This window comes from Synergistetes bacterium HGW-Synergistetes-1 (assembly GCA_002839185.1).
Classification (GTDB): domain Bacteria; phylum Synergistota; class Synergistia; order Synergistales; family Synergistaceae; genus Caenicola.
The window spans coordinates 18,783-38,718 of sequence record PGXO01000010.1 but is presented as its reverse complement, the minus strand read 5'-3'; the positions used below and the strand labels follow the sequence as shown (position 1 = coordinate 38,718).

Annotated in this window: 13 protein-coding genes and 1 tRNA gene; 7 read left to right on the top strand and 7 right to left on the bottom strand. The window is 47.5% G+C overall.

Features of this window, described 5'->3' with window-relative positions:
* Window positions 1-251: 251 nt before the first annotated feature.
* From glsA to CVV54_08625, 4 genes are all read right to left on the bottom strand, one after another.
* Complete coding sequence (gene glsA, locus CVV54_08640) at window positions 252-1,235, bottom strand: glutaminase A (protein ID PKL03766.1); 984 nt, start codon at window positions 1,233-1,235, stop codon at window positions 252-254.
* The gene (gene glgC, locus CVV54_08635; GenBank protein ID PKL03765.1) at window positions 1,219-2,523 is read right to left on the bottom strand and encodes a glucose-1-phosphate adenylyltransferase; all 1,305 of its coding nucleotides are present in this window, start codon (window positions 2,521-2,523) and stop codon (window positions 1,219-1,221) included. The genes glsA and glgC overlap by 17 nt, the downstream gene beginning before the upstream one ends.
* Before the next feature lie 235 nt (window positions 2,524-2,758).
* On the bottom strand, window positions 2,759-4,240 hold the full coding sequence (locus CVV54_08630; protein ID PKL03764.1) for a glycogen synthase: 1,482 nt from the start codon (window positions 4,238-4,240) through the stop codon (window positions 2,759-2,761).
* Between the two features lie 3 nt (window positions 4,241-4,243).
* Window positions 4,244-7,543 carry a hypothetical protein gene (locus CVV54_08625; GenBank protein PKL03763.1) on the bottom strand — a complete coding sequence of 1,100 codons (3,300 nt, stop codon included), beginning with the start codon at window positions 7,541-7,543 and terminating at the stop codon, window positions 4,244-4,246.
* A 376-nt stretch (window positions 7,544-7,919) separates the two neighbouring features.
* On the opposite strand from CVV54_08625, the gene CVV54_08620 reads away from it, so the two are divergent.
* Together CVV54_08620 and CVV54_08615 are read left to right on the top strand one after the other, a co-directional pair.
* Window positions 7,920-8,900: a phosphoglycolate phosphatase gene (locus tag CVV54_08620; protein PKL03762.1), complete on the top strand. Its 981-nt coding sequence runs from the start codon at window positions 7,920-7,922 to the stop codon at window positions 8,898-8,900.
* The gene (locus tag CVV54_08615) at window positions 8,901-10,220 is read left to right on the top strand and encodes an AAA family ATPase (GenBank protein PKL03761.1); all 1,320 of its coding nucleotides are present in this window, start codon (window positions 8,901-8,903) and stop codon (window positions 10,218-10,220) included.
* Between the two features lie 55 nt (window positions 10,221-10,275).
* On the opposite strand, the gene CVV54_08610 is transcribed toward CVV54_08615, so the two are convergent.
* On the bottom strand, window positions 10,276-10,788 hold the full coding sequence (locus CVV54_08610) for an ATP:cob(I)alamin adenosyltransferase (GenBank protein ID PKL03760.1): 513 nt from the start codon (window positions 10,786-10,788) through the stop codon (window positions 10,276-10,278).
* A gap of 20 nt (window positions 10,789-10,808) precedes the next feature.
* The gene (locus CVV54_08605) at window positions 10,809-11,303 is read right to left on the bottom strand and encodes a hypothetical protein (GenBank protein PKL03759.1); all 495 of its coding nucleotides are present in this window, start codon (window positions 11,301-11,303) and stop codon (window positions 10,809-10,811) included.
* A gap of 114 nt (window positions 11,304-11,417) precedes the next feature.
* On the opposite strand from CVV54_08605, the gene CVV54_08600 reads away from it, so the two are divergent.
* The 4 genes from CVV54_08600 (at window position 11,418) to CVV54_08585 (ending at window position 17,318) form a co-directional block, all read left to right on the top strand.
* A tRNA-Leu gene (locus CVV54_08600) sits at window positions 11,418-11,503 on the top strand.
* Between the two features lie 878 nt (window positions 11,504-12,381).
* Window positions 12,382-15,168, top strand: a complete 2,787-nt coding sequence (locus CVV54_08595) for a sensor domain-containing phosphodiesterase (GenBank protein PKL03758.1) — start codon at window positions 12,382-12,384, stop codon at window positions 15,166-15,168.
* 165 nt (window positions 15,169-15,333) lie between these two features.
* Entirely contained in the window at window positions 15,334-15,666 is a 333-nt protein-coding gene (locus tag CVV54_08590; protein PKL03757.1) for a hypothetical protein, read from the top strand.
* Window positions 15,667-16,097: 431 nt separating this feature from the next.
* A complete protein-coding gene (locus CVV54_08585) occupies window positions 16,098-17,318 on the top strand; it encodes an ATPase (protein PKL03756.1) in 1,221 nt (406 codons plus the stop codon).
* Between the two features lie 613 nt (window positions 17,319-17,931).
* Here CVV54_08585 and CVV54_08580 read toward each other — a convergent pair.
* Window positions 17,932-18,459: a hypothetical protein gene (locus tag CVV54_08580; protein ID PKL03755.1), complete on the bottom strand. Its 528-nt coding sequence runs from the start codon at window positions 18,457-18,459 to the stop codon at window positions 17,932-17,934.
* A 163-nt stretch (window positions 18,460-18,622) separates the two neighbouring features.
* Between CVV54_08580 and CVV54_08575 the strand changes: the two genes are divergently transcribed.
* Window positions 18,623-19,924: a hypothetical protein gene (locus tag CVV54_08575; protein ID PKL03754.1), complete on the top strand. Its 1,302-nt coding sequence runs from the start codon at window positions 18,623-18,625 to the stop codon at window positions 19,922-19,924.
* Window positions 19,925-19,936 lie beyond the last annotated feature (12 nt).

The window sequence follows — 19,936 nt, the reverse complement described above, 5'->3', positions numbered from 1 at the left end:
GATATGGCGGAGAAGCTTCCGCGGGAGTCAGTTGGAAATCGATTGCAAATCTGTTGGGAATCAGTTGGAAAGACGGTCGCGAGAGGCTTCTGCGGGGAATTGCAGCGTTGACGCTGCGGTGAATTCGGTCTCAGATACTAAAGAGAAGTGCGTCGAGTATTGAGACGCACTTCTCTGCCTTACCCCATTGATTCCCAACAGACTCCCGCGGGGGACTCTTCCCCGCTGTCTTGCCTATTGCTAGCCCGCATTTACAGTTGCTTGCCGGCAAAGTAGTGCAGGCCCAGGCTTTTTGAAAGATGCTCTAAGAGGTGCATGCCTCCTACGCTGTTTCCCTTAAAGTCAAGTGAGGGGTTGAAAACTCCAATCCCCATCCTGCCTTCTACGACGGAAAGGATGCCTCCCCCTACTCCGCTTTTTGATGGTATCCCTGCTTTGATCGCAAATTCACCGGAACCATCGTACATACCGCAGGTGACCATGAATGTTTTAACGATCCTGACTATCCAGCTTTCAGCGAGTCTCTCTCCGCTTATAGGGTCGACACCGTCGTTTGCGAGTACCATTCCCCAGTTTGCGAGGTCTTCGGCAGTTACGTTGACGGAGCACATCCTGAAATAGAGGTCGAGCGCATCTTCGGGATCTCCTTCAATTATGTTCTCGCTCTTCATCCAGTATGCCATAGAGCGGTTTCTCATCCCGGCGCGTTTTTCTGAGAGGTATACTTCGAGGTTTATAGAGAGACTTTTGTTGAGACAGACTTTTCTTGCAAGATCCAGATAAAGTTCGAAGGGGTCTTCTCCCGGTATGCAGCTGGCTGTAGCTATCGCGCCGGCGTTTATCATGGGGTTCAGCGGGTGAGCCGTTCTGGTCTCAAGTTTCACTATTGAATTGAAAGAATCGCCGGTCGGTTCAAGTCCGACTTTGCTGAAAACCTTGTCATACCCGGCTGTCTGCAGGGCCAGTGTCAGAGATATCGTCTTAGATATGCTCTGCATCGTGAACGGTTCATGCCAGTCCCCTGCAGAATAAGTCTCTCCCGTTACTGTCTTTATGCATACCCCCACGTGTTCGGGGTCGGCTTTGGACAGTTCGGGAATGTATGTTGCTACTCTGCCGGTTTTTGTAACCCGTTTTCCCTCGTCTACTGCCTTTTCTAGAGCTTTCTGTATAATCCTGCGATCCGATCCCCTCTCGTCGGAGGAGCCCAGGACCGAACTAGAAACCTGTCTCATCGGGCGAACGGAAGAGCTGTTCATAGCTTCCGGGTATTATGAGTTTTTTTCTCAGCTGTATTTTGGGCATGCCCAGAACTACCACACCCGAACTTGGGTCCAGATGATAATTCTTTGCGTCCTCGACAGGATCGAAGCCGATAGAGGTTCCCGGCGGGATAATGTTGTGCGCATCAACTATGACCCTGCGGAGCCTGCAGTTCTCTCCGACCTCAACGTTCTGGCCGATTATTGATTCTTCAACGACAGCTCCGGGCTTGATCACGCAATTCCTGGAAAGGACGCTCTTCCTGACATATGCTCCCAGAACACGGCTGGCTTCCGCCCTTAGGCACCCGTCGACCGAACAGGAGTGGTCTGCTGCGGGATAGGTGAATCCCGGAGGATCGGAATAAGATACTGTCCTTATCGGCCACTGCTGGTTGAAAAGGCTCAGCTCAGAGGGGTGCTTGAGAAGGTCCATCTGAGCTTCCCAATAGGCTTTTATGCTTCCCACGTCTTTCCAGTAAGGCCTGTCTCCTCCGGGCAGCACGTTGGTGGAGAAATCATAGGCCATTACTTTCTGGTTTTTGTATAAGGAGGGGATTATATCCCTGCCGAAATCGTGTGAGCTCTCTTTGATCTCGTTGTCTGAAAGTACAGATTCTTCCAGTGTCTCCCGTTCAAAAATGTAGTTTCCCATTGAAACGAAACTGAAGCCGGGCCTTCCCGGGATCTCAGGAGGTACGTCCGGTTTTTCTACGAAGTCGATTATCCGTCCTGTCTCATCTGTTGCTATGCACCCGAACTGGTTCGCTTCAGAAGATGGCACAACGTATGCGGAAACAGTGACATCCGCTTTGTTTTCCATGTGGTACTGGAGCATCTGTTCGATGTCCATCTTGTAGACATGGTCAGCCGCAAAAATGCATATCCTGTCTGCATTGAAAAGGGTAACCAGATGAAGGTTCTGGAATATGGCATCAGCCGTTCCCTCGTACCAGCGTTCTCCATCCCACATTTGTGCAGGTACGACATTGACGAAAAAGTCACGGCCGCGGAGGGCACTTCCAAACTGCCATCCCTTTCCTATATGTTCATGGAGTGACTGGCTTTTGAATTGTATCATGCAATAAATTGAAAAAAGGCCGCTGTTGACCATGTTGGAAAGCGCGAAATCTATGATCCTGTACTTTGCTGCGAAAGGGACAGCAGGCTTAGCTCTGTATTTTGTAAGCGGCATCAGTCGTTCGCCCTTACCCCCCGCCAGTACCATGCCCAGGACACGACCGTACTTGCCATGGATCATCTTAACCCCTCCTTAAAAATCTTTTTAACGATGCCTTGCCATTTTGGGGACAAAAGTCAGTCATTTTTAGATCACGCAGTGTTAAGGATCACATATGAAGCACTGATACTACAAAACAATTATAGCCTATAAAAAAACAAACGATATGGTTTTTTATAATGGTTACAATCATTCATTTATTATATTTCGGTTTTATAAAAAGTTCGTCTCACCAACGTTGCATTTGTGTAAAAGATCAGTCTGATGTCAGTATGTCCCTGTAGAGTTCCGCGTAGGCCTTTGCCGAATTATCCCATGAAAAATCGGAATTCATCGCGTTTTTGATTATATTCTCCCATCTTGCATTATCTTTTTTAGCTGTGATAGCCCTTTCGATGGCTTTTTCTAGTTCCTCTGAAGTGAATTCCTTGAATAGAAAGCCGGTTCCGTCAGGTGATCCGTCAGCGTCTATGATAGTATCGGCAAGCCCTCCTGTTGCCCTCGCAACAGGGATCGTGCCGTAGGTAAAAGCTATCAGCTGAGAAAGGCCGCATGGTTCGAATAGGGATGGCATCAGCAGTATATCTCCTCCGGCGTATGTAAGATGCGCCTTGCTCTCGTTGAACTCGAGGATAGCGTGCACCGAGCCGGGGTTTTCTTTTTGAAACTCATTTATCCTTCTGGTGTAAAGATCGTTGCCGGATCCGACTATCACGCATCTGGCCTTTTTTGCCAGAAAGGGTTTGACCGCTTCAAGCATTATGTCTATCCCTTTTTGCTCCGTCAGCCTTCCGACAAATATGAAAATGGGCCTATTGTCTTCCTTCCAGCCGCATTCTTTTAAGAGGGCTTTTCGGCACTCTTCCTTTCCCGTCATGTCCTTCAGACTGTAGTTGGCAGGGAGAAGGCTGTCTGTTTCAGGGTTCCATATGTCGTAGTCTATCCCGTTGATTATTCCGCGCAGCTTGTTCCTGTGGGCGACTATTACACCGTCAAGGCCAAGGCCGCCGTTGGGAGTCTGGATGTCCCAGGAGTAGTTAGGGCTTACTGTTGTGAATGCTTCGGAGGTTGTGATGGCGCCCTTCATCATGTTCAGCTGACCAAAGAACTCCATGCTGTCCATATCAAGGTTGGAATATGCCTTCTGGCTGAATCCCCAGCCGTCAAGGACAGAATGGTCGATTATTCCCTGGAATGCAAGGTTGTGTATGGTGAAGACTGTATCGTAATCTCCGTTGAAGTATGAATAATACCTGTGCCATTTCAAAGCTGCGGATACAGGGGCAGTCGGCCAGTCGTGGGCATGCAGGAACTGCGGTTTCCACCCGGTCAGCCTCAGGAGCTCGAAAGGAGCAAAAGAAAGGAACATAAATGGAAGCACAGTCTCAGCATCCAGTTTTTCGGGGTAAATGCACGGGTCGGAAAAGAGTTCAGGCTGGTCGAGCAGATATATATGAAGTCCGTTGACCTCAGCCTCAAGGACTGAGGCAGTATAGGCACGCCAGTTCAGTGCGACGCTGATCTCTCCGAGCGGCACTCTGTTGAGAGTTCCCACCTCTTCGGCCTTCTCGAGTACGCCGGGCCACGCCGGCATCAAGACCCTTGCGTCAATGCTCTGTTTTTTTAGGGCTTTCGGAAGCGTACCGACAACATCCCCAAGCCCGCCTTTTTTTGCGAGCGGAGAACACTCGGGAGCAATGTGGAGCACCTTGAGCGTAAAATGTTTATAGGCTATCATTTTTTAAAGGCCCCTGAAAACAGTTCCGTAAGCTTTCTCGCAATATTCCCTGACTACCCTGTGTGTGTTGAAGTAACTCGCGTTTATCGAAATAGCCAGCTTCATCATCCTTATCCACCTTGGTCTGTTGTTGTAATAGAGGGGCAGGATCTTATTCTGAAGTTTCCTGTAGAGATCATCCGCGTCCTCTGCTTCATTGTAGCCTTTCATGTCATCGGGACCCGGTTCTGGTCCTATGGCCCAGCCCGTATGACCTTCAAGGCAGCCCTCGATCCACCATCCGTCCAGGACCGAGAAGTTCATTATTCCGTTGTGTACGCATTTCATTCCGCTTGTACCGGAGGCCTCTCTCGGCCTTACCGGTGTGTTGAGCCAGAGGTCCACTCCTGACGTTATCAGCTTTGCAGGAGCGATGTTGTAATTTTCGATGAAGACCACGGGCATTGTTTTCCCCAGTTCCTTCGATATGTTGAATATTTTCTGAAGGATGTCCTTTCCGGGTTCATCGTGGGGATGAGCCTTTCCCGAGAATATGAACTGTATCCTGCCGTCCCCGATCTCCAGAAGCCTTTTTATGTCAGTAAAGACGAGGTCAGCTCTTTTATAGGTTGCAGCCCTTCTTGCAAACCCTATCGTAAGGATTTCAGGATCCAGTTTCTGCCCGGTCTCCTCATATACCATATCCAGGAGCTTGAGCTTTGCAGTCTGGTGAGCCTCCCAGATCTCTTCGTTCGGGATCTGTATTGCCTGCATCAGCCTGCTGGTGTTTGAACGCCAGCCACGGATGTATTTGTCATACAATGCCGCGAATGATTCACATGTCCATGTGGTGGAGTGGACACCGTTAGTTACCCAGTCGATGGAATCAGAGTTGAACATGGCCCTGCTGACCTCTGCATGTTTCTTGGATACTCCGTTGACATACCTGCTGAACTTAAGCGCAAGGTCTGTCATCGAGAGTCCGCTTCCGCCTATGGTGTTCTTAAGCTTTTCAATGAAGGTGCTCTCAATGACCGCATTTATCAGGTCATAAGAGAAGAAGTCATGGCCTGCTTCGACGGGGGTATGCGTTGTGAAGACGACCTGGTTGCGTACTTTCTGGAGGTCGGGGTAGCCCTGCTCCCTCAATAGTTCAAGAGTGATAAAGCCGGCATGTCCCTCGTTAAGGTGGAAGGTCTTTACATTTCGGTATCCCAGGTCACGAAGTATCCTCAGTCCGCCTATCCCCAGTATAAGTTCCTGGCACAGCCTGTATCTGTTGTCGCCCCCATAGAGCTCATCAGTCAGCGCCCTGTCCTCAGGCGTGTTTTCGGGGAGGTCAGTATCAAGGAAGAGGATCGGGATCGGATGGCCTGAATATCCGATTATCGTGTAGGACCAGACTCCTACCGAGACGCTTCTGCCGTTCATGACGACTGAGACCCTGTTGGGCAGCTGCGTAAGAAGCTCTGTCGGGTCCCATTCCACAGGTCTTTCTGTTTGTCTTCCCTGTTCGTTTATTTTCTGTGCAAAATAGCCTTTTTTGTAGAGGAGTGTAATTCCGACCATAGGCACTCCAAGATCTGCCCCACTCTTAAGTATGTCTCCGGCCAATATTCCCAGACCGCCTGAATAGGTCGGGATCTCCGGAGTAAGTCCTATCTCCATCGAAAAATAGGCAACATTCCTGAATGCAGGATCTCTTTCAAGTGTAGATAGGATCGATTGGGCAAGATTTCCGCCATAATTCATGTCTGTCATATTTTCTCCTCCAAATTGGTTGCCTTCTGCCTCGGAAATTAATGCAGAGCCTGTAGATCTCAGCGCTCCGTTAGTCTGTTTCCCGTTTCTGCCCGCAGGTATCTTCGAAATTATATCCCGCTCAGCCAGTATCCTTGCATTGGTATATTTTTTATCGTTGCCCCTGGCTTTTCGCAGATCGGTCAGGAGGTCAGTTATGAAGTCTTTTTCTATCACGTTGCCGGCAAGCTCTGCTGCTCTTACAGCGAAAGAGATGACCTGTTTTGTTTCCACGCCTGAGATATCGTTAAAAAACCATCCGCACGAAGTGAACATGAACATCCGCATCCGCTCTGCCTCAAGCATCGCGAGCATCGAGGCCCCCTCTTTTTCACCTATCCCGCCCAGGTATTTTGAAAGGAATTCCATTCCATCTTCATACTCTTTTTTTCTGTCTGCCTTCGCCAAACGGTAGTGTTCGATCGATATGTTTCTCAGATCCCATGGATCGAAATAGGGCGAGACTGTTTCGTAAAATGCCTCGTCGATCTTGCCCGCCAGCTTGTCGAACGCTTCCCTTAACGGAGCTCTCCACGACTGGTTCCAGCCTGGTTTCCCGCCCGTGCTGCACCCGCAGTTGCTTCTCCAGCGCTCGATCCCGTGTACGCAGGACCATGATGAGTTTTCTCTTATGCGGCACTCATATTTGGCCGGATGGTTTTCAAGAAAGGTCCCTATGTCAGGAAGTGAGATTTCAGAGTCCTGGTCAAACCTTTCAAAAAGACGGGCCAGCGCCATCTCTCCAAACTTATGGTGATGGCCGTATGTCTCACCGTCTGTCGCAACTACGAGAAGCCTGTCTGCAGCTCGGATCTTTACAGCGCCTACAAGCGCATCCCGGAATCTGTCTCCGTTTTCCAGGAGCCCGCCGAAAGCTATGTCATGCGCAAGTTCCCCATGATAAAAGACTATAGTTATCGCCCTTCCTGAAGGGAGCCTGCAGAGGTATGGCAGCGTAACATCAAGGCCGTTCCCTTCAGGTGTCTCTTTCCATTTGCCATCCATATTTACAGCGCCGCACTGTCTTGGAGCAAGGATAGTAAAAGCTATCCCGTTTTCACTCAGGACTTCGAGGGTTGAAATGTCAACGGCTGTCTCCGGAAGCCACATCCCTTTAGGCTTTCTTTTGAACCTATATTCAAAGTCTTTTATGCCCCATATGGTCTGGGTCTTTTTGTCCTCTGCGGAAGCAAGGGGCATGATCATATGGCTGTAACACTGGGATATTGCTTTTTTTCCTGATTCTATAAGGGTCAGGTCAAGTGCGGGATCTTCTTTCTCGATCCATCTATGAAGGGTAGGGCCAAAGTTAAAGCTCAGGTGAGAATAATTGTTTATGACCGATATGATCCGGCCGTCTGATCCAAGTATTTTTGCCGCACAGTTTGGTTTGTAGCATTCGTTGGCTATTCTTTGGTTCCAGTCATGGGCAGGAGCTGCTGTGGGATCCTTTAACACCGCGTTCAGCCATGGATCTTCGCGCGGCGGTTGGTAGAAGTGTCCATGAACCGCGATATTGAACAACTAACTATCACCTCCGGAAGGGTACGCCGGTCAGCCCGGCAATATGATTATACTATGACAAGCGGGATTTATCACTGGTGCCAGAAGCCTGATGATGCCTGTATACACTGGTACTCTTGTTTTTTTTATTCTTAAAGCTATAATTGGGTAAGAATCTAAAATCGACCCTGCGGAGTACGTGGAATACGGGTTGTGTCTTGAGCCAACAATAAATCCCGGCTGAACTTTTTTCCCGTTAGCGGCGGAGACCTCGTCGGTTGACCAAGCTTTGCGGGTGGAGTTCTAATCCTCTTTCAGGAGCGGGTCAAGACCTTCCGTACACGGCTCTTGCGGGGTATTTTTGGCATCTTTGAAAACAACAGTAAGGAGCAAAGTCATGAACATCAAACCACCATTTTGGCACCCCTCAGGCTCAAGAGGTTTTATCCTTGACTGGGATGGTGTAATAGCAGACACCAAGCTTGATTTCTCCGGATTAAGGGAACGTTATTACGGGGGACGTCGGGCTATGCTGCTTGAAGATGCTTCAACACTTTCTCCCGAAAATCAGGCATCATTTATGAAAGAGCTCTGCGACCTCGAAATGGAAGGCGCAGGTAAAGCAGAACCCATTCCGGGAGCTTTCGAGCTTATCGACTGGCTTAAGGCCAGAAACATTCCTTACACTATCGTATCCAGAAATTGCAGGGAATCCATAGAACTGGCAGCAAAGACGATCGGACTCAAGCTTCCGGAGAAAGTATGGAGCAGGGACGAACAGAAAAAGGTAAAACCGCATCCGCGCTCGCTTGCAGAGGCCGCTCGTTCTATATGCCTTGAACCCGCTGAATGCCTTCTTGTCGGGGATTTTCTTTATGATCTCCAGGGAGCAAGAAGAGCAGGAATGAGGGCAGTGCTTGTCCAGAGGGATGAGCCTGACTGGACCGCCTGGTCAGATGTCGCTTACCCCAAAATGACTGATTTTGTTGCAGATCTTGATGAACCGAAGCCCATAACGCCTTGGGAATATCGTGAGATATTTGCCAAGCGGGGTGAAAAATGGCTCCATGCGGCATTCGAGCTTGCTTTTGAACTTCCCGAAACGACCTCGCCGACCCTTGACTGCTGGCTTGTAAGGGTCGCAGCCCTTTGTGTGGGCACTATTACCGTATCCAGTGACTATATACTTGGCCCCACGGAATGGAAGAACAATCAGTCCTTTGAGCCGTACTTTATGGGGCTTACCATATCTTCCATCGCAAAAAAGTACCTTGCATCCCGTTATCCCATGATCACCGTAACTACAGAAGAAGAGGGCATCAAGGCACCTAAGAACTCACTTGACCTGACGAGGTTCATAGAAAGAAAGATCTTCTAAATGGAAGAAGGAAGCCTTTTCGGCCCGGAAAAAGATCATAAAATTCCAATTTATGAAATTCCGCTGGCTGAACGTATGCGGCCGGACAACCTTGATGATTACGCAGGGCAGGAGCACATTCTTGGTCCGGGAAAACCTCTCCGTATAATGCTTGAAGGGGGCAAAGTCCCCAGCTGCATACTCTATGGTCCTCCCGGAGTCGGAAAGACCACTCTTGTCCGCATTATGTCCAAAACCACAGGCAGGGAACTGCTTGAGATAAACGCAGTAAGCGCCAAGGTTGAAACTTTGCGCACCCTTGTTGATCAGGCCAAAGCATCAAAAAGAACATCAGGCAGATCCGCAATAGCATTTGTGGATGAAATATATCACTTCAACACAAAACAGCAGAACGTACTGCTGCCCTCTGTGGAGACAGGCGACATAATACTTGTCGGCACAACTACAGAAAACCCCTGGTTCGAGATAAATAAGACGCTCCTCTCACGCATGGTCGTCTACACGCTGAAACCCCTTGATGAGGAAAACATAGCATCATTGCTTGAAAACGCGCTCTCTGACAAAGTGCGCGGGCTTGGAATGCTTGAAGTGACGGCCGACAAGTCAGTCATTGGCAAGCTTGCCTTGCTTGCAGGAGGGGATGCCAGGCAGGCTCTGACAAGGCTCGAAGCAGCTGCGTCAGCTGTCGCCCTCGGAGGCGGCCGTGAGGTAACGCTCAAGATCATCGCCGAAAGCACCGGAATGGCGACCCAGAGGTATGACAGGGTCTCAGATGACCATTACGCGGTAATATCAGCCCTCATAAAAAGCCTTAGAGGATCAGACCCCGATGCAGCGCTCTACTGGCTTGCTAGGATGCTTGCGGCGGGGGACGACCTCCGGTTCATCTGCAGGAGGCTCTGTATATTCGCATCCGAAGATGTCGGGCTTGCAGATTCCATGGCTCTTGTCGTGGCGCAGAACGCTGCCGCGGCAGTTGACAGGGTCGGACTTCCCGAAGCCGACATCATACTGGGCCAGGCAGTCGTCTATCTTGCATCCGCACCAAAGAGCAACAGCTCATACCTCGGTATAAGGGCTGCCATGAAAGCGGTGGAAGAGGGAGATCTCATGGAAGTTCCCTACCATCTCAGGAATGACGGTGAAGGCTATCAATATCCCCATGACTCGCCAGGCCACTGGGTCCCTCAGGCATACCTGCCCGAACAGAGGCGTTTCTACTATCCCGGAAAACTTGGTGCCGAGGCGCGGATCAAAGAGAGGCTCAAGCTCTTCTGGAAAAGGTTCGCGGACGACACTGCCGATGAGCAGGGATCATAATACGACTTTATTGGAACAAAAAAGGGCGGCCGAAGCCGCCCATGTTTTTTAAATTTCAGTTTTTCTTTTCCCGCTCTTCCTCGTCGACCTTTAGCGAGATCATGTAAATCACATCGGAAAGCCTGTTCAAAAAGGCGTAGCTCTTCTCTGTTATCTCTTTCTCCCTGAACAGCGGAGTCGCCGTCCTTTCGGCCCTTCTTGCTATTGTCCTTGCAAGGTGCAGCGCTGCCCCGCAGGAAGAGTCCCCCGGTCTGACGAATATCTGTGCCTCTTTAATCGATGCTGCCACCCTTAAAGATACGTTCTCCAGTATTTGAGGGTCCGGTTCGGGAAAATCGCATTCTGCAAAGTATGCCATTGCGTTGAAAAGATAATCTTCCAGGAAGAAGATGTCCTCAGCTGTCTTTGGAGATACGCACAAGGCACGTGCCAGTCCCATCGCAGCCTGGCATTCATCCAGTGTCCCGTAGAGTTCTACCCTTCTGTCATCCTTTGCTATTCTCGTACCGTCACCGAGTGAAGTGGTGCCTTTGTCTCCGCCTTTGGTGGTGATTTTTATATCTGCCATTTTATTCTCCTTCAGACACTTCAGTCTTTGTGGCGTATGCCCTGTTCCTCGTCGCCGCATCCGCTGGCGCAGGAAGAACAGTCAGAGCAGCTGCAGCTTCCCTCATGCTGTGATTTGAAAGCAACGCGAAGTGTAGCCTCCATGAAGAATTCCTCAGGCAGGACCATCCTGTCATTTCCGTCAAAATCTTTCAGTGTCCGGCAGGGAAATCCTACTCCGTCAGGCACCCTGCAGGAATCACACTCGGCAAATCCGACTTCGAGCATAATGAGTTCCTCTATAGGAGTCTCTTTTACTTCGATCTCCGGTGACTGGATCGTCACCATGTTGCCGGCCATCAGGGTCTCCTGGGTGATCTCGTCAAGGATCACCTTCCTGAGCTTCAGCTTTATATTCATAGGTTCAAGCTTGGGCGCCATCCTCTCGCCGAAATCGACGAGGTTGTCCCATGTCTCTTTCCACGGTTCGGGCTCAATATCTCTGACTGTATAGTGCGAAAGAATAATATTTTTCATCTTTTGTCCCCCTAATCGCCGCTTCTTTGTCACCCGTATATCTTACAACATTTTAACAGGTAAAGGCATTGCGGTTAACCAATAATTCCGCTAGAATATCCGGGTCAGCATATTGCCGGGATGGCGGAATGGCAGACGCAGAGGACTCAAAATCCTCCGAGGTAACACTCGTGGGGGTTCGACCCCCCCTCCCGGCACCAGATTATTACTGCCATAGAAACATCTGGCGCGAAACTGCGGTGTTCTGCACCGCGAGAAACTGCCGAAAGCCCATCGGCGTTAAGCAATTGTGAAGCGGTCGTAGCGTTTATAAAAATAAACTATACAGTAATGCCTGAACTATGGTGAAACTGCGACAAATACGGTCGCGTGAAGCAATGGTGAGCGATAGTAAAGACCGGCGAGCAGTTGGCAAGCAGTTGTAAGGGCAGTCGGAAACAACATCCGACGGAGAATTTGCGACTTTACAATAGTGAAGCTGCCGAAAAACCATCGGCGTGAAGCTGTGGTGAAGCAATGGTGAAACGGTTGTAGGGGCAGAAAGAGATCACTGTCGCTGGTGAATTTGCATCGCTTCGCATCGCGGAGAATTTGCCTGACGGGGTCAGGCGGTGAGTTTATACAATTGCTTACCGATGCTTGCCAATTGCTCGCCGCCGGAGATCTTTCCCGGCTGCATTTAACAACTGCTTCCCAACCGCTTCGCGGCGATGGAATCGCCACTTCGCGCGGCATCTTCATGCCGCACTTCGCCATTGTCTCAGCATACGTTGAAGCGCAGGACCACAAATGTTGCTAAGCTAGGGCTTAGAGATGCCCCAATTGCAATGAAGGAGGAGCAAATGTTGCTAAGCTAGCGCCGCGCGATGCCTCACTTGCCGCAATTGCTCTGCCGCATATATAAGTATTGCATCGGTTACCCAATAAGCTTATTATTTAACTATTTAAATAGATACATATGGGGTTTTTATCTGAATGCGGCAGCCATAATTAGCAATGCTTAAATAAAGATGTACTCAGCCATTCCCTGCCTGGTTTTTTAAAATTTGTGCCGTTGGAAGAAAGAGGTGTCTTTATAATGGTGGGTGAAACAAGTACAAATAAATCTTCTTCATCCGGCAACCTTCATTCCAGACAAAATCTGATACATGGGATCGTTCTTACCGTCCTGGTATTGTCTGTTATTGCCCTCCATTTACGTTTCTCATGGAACAGGTACAACGAAGCTGCCTCATCTGAAGCCATTATGCTGGCTGAGTCGGTGCGAGCTCTTTTGCCTCATCAACATATAGCAGAGCTGTCAGGCAGTGAAGAAGACACTGCAAAACATGAATACATCGCGACAAAACTTAGTCTCTCAGAGCTTGTTAACACAACCAATCCGATTCGTTTTGCCTACCTTATGTCACAACGAAATGGCGATATTATTATTCTTGCAGATTCAGAACCGCCCGATTCACCGGATTATTCGCCTCCGGGACAAATATATGATGAGGCGGATGAAACCTTAAGATCGATCTTTATATCAGCTAAAACAGAGCTGACCGGACCTACATCTGACAGATGGGGAACATGGATGAGCGTACTTGTACCAATAAAAGACCCGGCAAACGGAAAAGTCATTGCAGTCTTCGGGATAGACTATTCTGCATCGGAATGGTATGCCCGCCTGAAGGAACGCATGATCCCTGATTTGGTGATCGTATTAAGCCTGCTTGTCCTCTTTTTTGTCCTGCTTCGCTTATGGAGTCAGAATTCCACACTTATAGAAATGGGTAAAAAACTGGCTCTGAACGAAGCCCTCTATCGCAGCGTGTTCGACCAGGCCCCGACGGGGATCGCGATCGTTAATGGCAAGAGCTTTGTCTCACGATCGGAATATATACATTTGAATATCAATCCCATGTTCGAACGGATCATTGGTTGGAAAAGCAGTGAATTAATGAAAATAGTATGGACAGAAATTACACACCCGGGCGACCTGGCGGCAGATCTGGAAAAATTCGATCAGTTCAAGGCGGGTAAAATTGATGGTTATTCAATAGAAAAGCGGTTTTTGAGACCTGACGGATCGAGCGTATGGACAAACATGAAGATATCTCATCTTTTGGGCGGTTCGGATATGCAGTCTTTGCATCTCTGTCTTCTCGAGGACATATCTATGCGCAAAGCGGCAGAAGAGTCACTCAGGGAAAGCGAGCGCAGTAAAGCCGTTCTCCTTTCTCATATTCCCGGCATGGCATACAGGTGCAATTATGATCCGGAGTGGACAATGCAGTATGTTTCCGACGGTTGTGTGGAACTGACAGGATATCATCCGGAAAGCCTTATCAACAACAGGGACATCTCATTCAACGATATCATAACGCCGGAATATCGCGCGCTTCTCTTAAAGGAGTGGGAGCGTACCCTTCCTGAGCGACTGCCGTTTAAGTATGAATATGAGATCACAACGATCGATGGAAAACGCAAGTGGGTCCTTGAACTGGCAGAAGGCATTTTTGACGAGCAGGGAGAAGTGGTGGCTCTTGAGGGCATCATCATCGATATATCAGACCGAAAAGAAATTGAAAATACTCTCAGGTATAACAATGACCATAACAAATGGACCAACCTTTATAACAGAAATTATATGGAGAAGACGCTGACGAATGATGCGATCATGCATACAGAGAACAATAAAGCTCTTGTGTGTGTTAACATCTCTTCGATACAGTCTTTGACCACAGCTTACGGATTTAACTATACGCAGGTACTGATCAAAAAAATATCCGATTCCCTTAAAAAATTCTGCACGGACAAGCGCACACTGTTCCATGCCCATGAGAACCGTTTTGTCTTCTTCATCAAAGACTACAAAGACAAGGATGAATTGCTTGAATTCAGCAATGCCATTATAAGGACTCTGGACTTTTTCCTTTCGCCGGAAAGAGTCGGAGCAGGAATAGGAATAGTTGAGATAGATAAGGACAACGAGCTCAGTGCGGACCAGCTTTTGAAAAAACTCCTCATCTCATCTGAAAAAGCGCTTAATATTCAGGGAAATGATTTTAACGTCTATTTTTATGATTCTGAAACGGAAAAAGAAATTGTCCGGGAACAAATCATAAAAAGCGAGCTTACCACGATCGCCGATAATGATAGTGACGGAGGTTTATACCTGCAATATCAGCCGATACTTGATCTCACGTCAAACCGCATCTCCGGTTTTGAGGCACTTGCAAGATTAAAAAGTGAAAAACTTGGGTCCGTTTCGCCGCTTGAATTCATACCAATTGCGGAGAAAACAAAACTAATAATCCCGATCGGCAATAAAATTATACTTAAGGGCTTCGGTTTCATTAACAGACTGAAGGAGGCAGGACATGGCGATATCAACGTTTCGATCAACGTCTCTGCCATTCAGCTGCTGGCAAATGATTTCACTGAAGATCTGTTTAAGATGATCGATGAAATGCATGTCAGTCCGGAAAATATTGGAATTGAGATAACGGAGTCGGTATTCTCTTCAGATTACGGTGAAATTAACTGCATACTCGGCAACTTAAGAGAAAAAGGGATCCGCATTGGAATCGATGACTTCGGTACCGGATATTCCTCACTTGCAAGAGAGCACGAGTTAAATGTCGACTGCCTGAAGATCGATAAATATTTTATCGATAAGCTCTTAGAGGTTGACTCAGAAAAAGCGATTACTGCAGAAATAATATCCATAGCCCATAAGATGGGACACTTCGTGATCGCCGAAGGTGTAGAGTACGAAGAGCAGAAGGAGTATCTGCTGAAAAACGGATGCGAAAAGATTCAGGGGTACCTCATAGCGCGGCCTATGGATCAGGATGATGCTATCAAGCAACTGTTGTAATTGGGGCATATCGGAGCGCTAGCATAGCAACATTTGCGGTCCTGCGCGTTAACGTATGCCCAATACGCCTCCGCTTTCATGAGAATGCTGTTTCCTGTTAAGGAAACATTTAGATAGTCCATGGCATTCGAAATATTTCGAGTGCGTTTCGAGATGAACCACTGCATGTTGCGTCGCTATCATCTCCGATCTGCCCCAATTACGGCAATTGGGGCATCTCGCGGCGCTGACTTAGCAAAACGCAATGCTCCTTCACTTCAACGTATGCTGAGACAGTGGCGAAGTGCGGCATTAAGATGCCGCGCGAAGTGGCGATTTCATCGCCGGGAAGCGGTTGGGAAGCAGTTGTTTAATGCAGCCGGGAAGATCTCCGGCGGCGAGCAATTGGCAAGCATCGGCAAGCAATTATATAAACTCAACCTCGGGTCTCTCTCCGTCGTCCAGGACGACCCTTATCGGGAGAGCACTATTTTCCGTCAGGAAAACTTTTTAAATTAACCATAGTGCTCGAAACATTTCGAATGCGCTATGAGATCGGGAGAGCACCGTTTTCCGTAAGGAAAACATTAAAAATTATCCTCAGTGCTCGAACCATTTCGAATGCGCTTTGAGATCGGGAGAGCACTATTTTCCGTCAGGAAAATTTTTTAAATTAACCTCAGTGCTCGAACCATTTCGAATGCGCTTTGAGATCGGGAAACCAGTGGTTTTGAATCTTGTCTATTACTGGGTTTTGCCCCAACCTTTTACTTGCCTATGCTTGCACGTCCCTACAACCGTTTCACTATCCCTTCACCACGGCTTCACGCGACCGTATTTGTCGCAGTTACACCATCTAATGGGACCCCTGGCCGCCCCTCCCCTTGATTTCCTGCAATAAATCGGCTATGATAATATGCAATATTATATTAGACGAAAGGAGACGCGGCATGTATATTCATAGGCACGCAGAGGAAACAGTTAAAAATATATCAAAAATGTTTGGTGCGGTGCTTGTTACCGGGCCTCGTCAGGTTGGCAAAACGACCCTTTTGAAAAGGATCGCGGAGAACTTCAGATATGTGACACTTGATGATCCGATCATGCTTCAGTCAGCGCGGGATGAACCCGGGACTTTTTTTAAGAACACCCCACCGCCGGTATTCGTGGATGAAATTCAATATGCCCCTAACCTCTTTCCGTACATAAAGATGATAATTGATTCAGAACATAAAAAAGGACAATTCTATATGTCGGGCTCCCAGCGATTTGTAATGATGAAGAATGTCACTGAGTCGCTTGCGGGAAGACTTGGTTTCATCGAACTGCTTGGGCTGTCACTTCGCGAAATTAATGGAGTCGTGTTTGATGACCCTTTTATCCCGACAGAGGAATACTATGAAGGCAGGAAAAAGGATCTAAAGGAAATATCCTATAAGGAAATATGGAATACTATTTTTAAAGGGAGCATGCCTCAGGTGTATGCCGAAAAGGATGTTGACTGGACAGTTTTCTATGGTTCTTATGTCAAAACATATATAGAGCGTGACGTGCGTGATCTGACGCAAGTCGGCGATGAAAGCAAATTTTTGAAATTCATGACAGTGTTGGCGGCCTGCACAGGTCAGCTCTTAAATCTTGCGTCAGTTGCCCGTGATGTGAATATAAGTGGACCAACTGCAGAACGTTGGTTATCAATATTGCAGACATCGCAGGTCGTTTATCTGCTTCAGCCTTATCATAACAACCTTATTAAGCGTGCCGTTAAAACACCCAAGATATATTTTCTTGATACGGGACTTGCTGCTTATCTTACAAAATGGAACACATCTGAAGTAATGCAAAACGGGGCAATGGCAGGAGCGTTTTTCGAGACTTTTGTAATTGCAGAAGTCATAAAAAGTTACTTGAACAAAGGGAAAGATATCCCGCTCTTCTTTTACCGTGACAAGGATATGAATGAGATCGACCTGCTGATCCTGCAGAACCAAACGCTACATCCGATTGAGATCAAAAAACATGCCGACCCGGGTAAAAAAGATATTTCCGCCTTCCGTATCCTCGATAAGATCCCCGGGATAAAACGGGGACAAGGCGGTGTTGTTTGCATGTATGACAGTCTTATCACCCTTCATGGTGAGGATAAAGTTATACCGGTCAATTATCTTTAATCCCAGGTAATTGGGATTTAGAGCGGCGCTAACTTAGCAAAGCTTGCGAAGCCTCACTTCGACGTATTGATATACGCCTTCGTGAGGCTCCGCTGCGCATTGCGTCGTTATCACTCGCTCTAAATCCCAATTACGGCACTTGGGGCATCTTGCGGCGCTGACTTAGCAACACTCAAAATCCTTCACTTCGACGTATGCTGAGACAGTGGCGAAGTGCGGCATGAAGATGCCGCGCGAAGTGGCGATTTCATCGCCGGGAAGCGGTTGGGAAGCATTTGTTTAATGCAGCCGGGAAGATCTCCGGCGGCGAGCAATTGGCAAGCATCGGCAATTATATAAACTCAACCTCGGGCCTCTCCCCGTCATTCCCGTATGCTCTTATCGGGAGCACCGTTTTCCGTAAGGAAAACATTAAAAATTATCCTCAGTGCTCGAACCATTTCGAATGCGCTTTGAGATCGGGGAACCAGTGGCTTTGAACCTTGTCTATTACTGGGTTTTGCCATAATCTATTGTTTGCTCGTCCCTACAACTGTTTCACTATCGCTTCACCATTGTTTCACGCGACCGTATTTGTCGCAGTTTCACCATTTAATGGACCCCCGGCCGCTCTCTACTGTTTTACTTCATTTCTGCTCTGAAGTATCTCAAAAACACTTGTTGGCGGCATTGTGTGCCATTTTTTCTTCTGCCAGTGGGTATATTTCATTACTTTTGTCAAAACCCACTCTTTGTTTTCGTATGACATAAAAAATTTATATACATTTTTAGCCGAATTTACTACCGTTGTTTCTTCCTTTGCCGCTTCTTCAGAGTCATAATTATCGGCATAAAATGCAGTTGAGTGTTTTACAATAAGTATTCCGGTTTCCGTTTCCCCAGGTCCTGCTGATTTTTGGATCTCTATATCGTAAGCAGGGTCCACACTTTCTGAAGTCTTCTTCCAGTGCTCAGGTTTTTTGCCAGATTCCTTATAAACGACGGAGTATTGCTCGCCTTTATAAGTATCAAGGACTTTTGCCATTTCAGTTTTACAGTAAGCCCTGAAAGAATCAGATGTATTTGTGTTTTCATCCTCTGCTGCAAAAACCTGGCAAGCGGCAGCCAAAAATATTATCAGCAGCAGTAAAAATTTTTTCATCTTTTTTCACACCCTCTCATTATAATAGGACAGTACATACCCAGACAGATTGTATCATTCTCCTGTAACTATATATGCTGCAGCAGCAGATTTGAAATATGATTCAATATTTTTTGGTGAACAGAAGGAGCTGAGTACGATAGAGAAACGTTTTCGGTTGCCATTGTGCTGCTTATCACTGATGGTCTTATTATTTTCTTTTGGTAATTCAGCGGCCTCAGGCGCAGGTATAACCAAGGATGCAAAGCTGACAGACCCTGAATTCTGGATTTCCGTCGCCAAGGATTCGGACAAGGTTATTTTGACCGGTGAGCAGATAAGGGCGTTTAATTTGGAGATCGCCGGAAAATCACCGTCAATTCAGGATCTGCAGATCTTACCTGATACAAATGACGGGGAAGTTCTCAGACAGAAAGTTTCTGATGTAAGTGTTCTTAACAGCAAACTTTATCGTGGCGGAATACTTTTTAGCGATGAAGAGAGAGCACTTCTGAAAAAAGAACTGAATTTAAGAGTCCTGAGTGGTTTTATTCCCATTCGTTACGGCATTACTGTCAGGCGCACTGATCTTCGTACTCTTCCAATGTCAGAAGGGCTTTTTGATACAGCAGACGATGTTTTTTTCGATAACCTGCAGGAGACTGCAGTAGACCCGGGTGAACCTTTGATTATCCTTTATGCCAGTGGATCCGGAAAATTCTTTTATGTTCAGATGTACAACTACAGAGGCTGGATAAAGGCGGAGGACACAGCAGTTACTGACAGGACAAAATGGCTTGATTATGTGCTTCCGCAGAAATTTCTTGTCGTTACTGCACGCAACTTATTTGTTCATTCAGAGGGAGAAGATGTCCTTTATCAGATGGGCAGCCGAATGCTTATAAAGGCAAAGTACTCCAATGCATTTATCGTGCTCATACCGCGCCGCAGGGCAGACGGAACATTTTTTGAAGAGAAACAGTTTATTTTTGTTAATAACGATAATGTCAACGAAGGCTTTCTCCCGTACACACGAGCCAATCTGATCAGACAAAGTTTTAAGTTTTACGGCGCTTGCTACGGCTGGGGAGGTCTCATGGAAAGCGAGGATTGTTCAGGGTTAGTCAATGATGTTTATAGGGTGTTTGGAATATTTCTTCCCCGTAACTCAGGTCAGCAGGCTAAAACGGCAGGTGTAAGCACTTCGTTCGAAGGGCTGAGTTACTCTCAGCGTGATGCCTTGATTTCTGAGGCAGTATCCGCCGGAGATGTTCTCTTTATGAAGGGACACGTTATGATATATCTTGGCCGGAACAACGGAGTACACTATGCTATCCATTCCCTCGGCAGCCATACAATTCATTATTCTGACGGCAGAAAGGAAAAACAGCGTATCATGAAAATAATTGTAAGCGATCTGTCACTTAAGACATGGGCTGGCCTTGAGCATATAAACGCTTTTACGAATTCAATTTCTTTCAGATAAAGTTCTAAACGT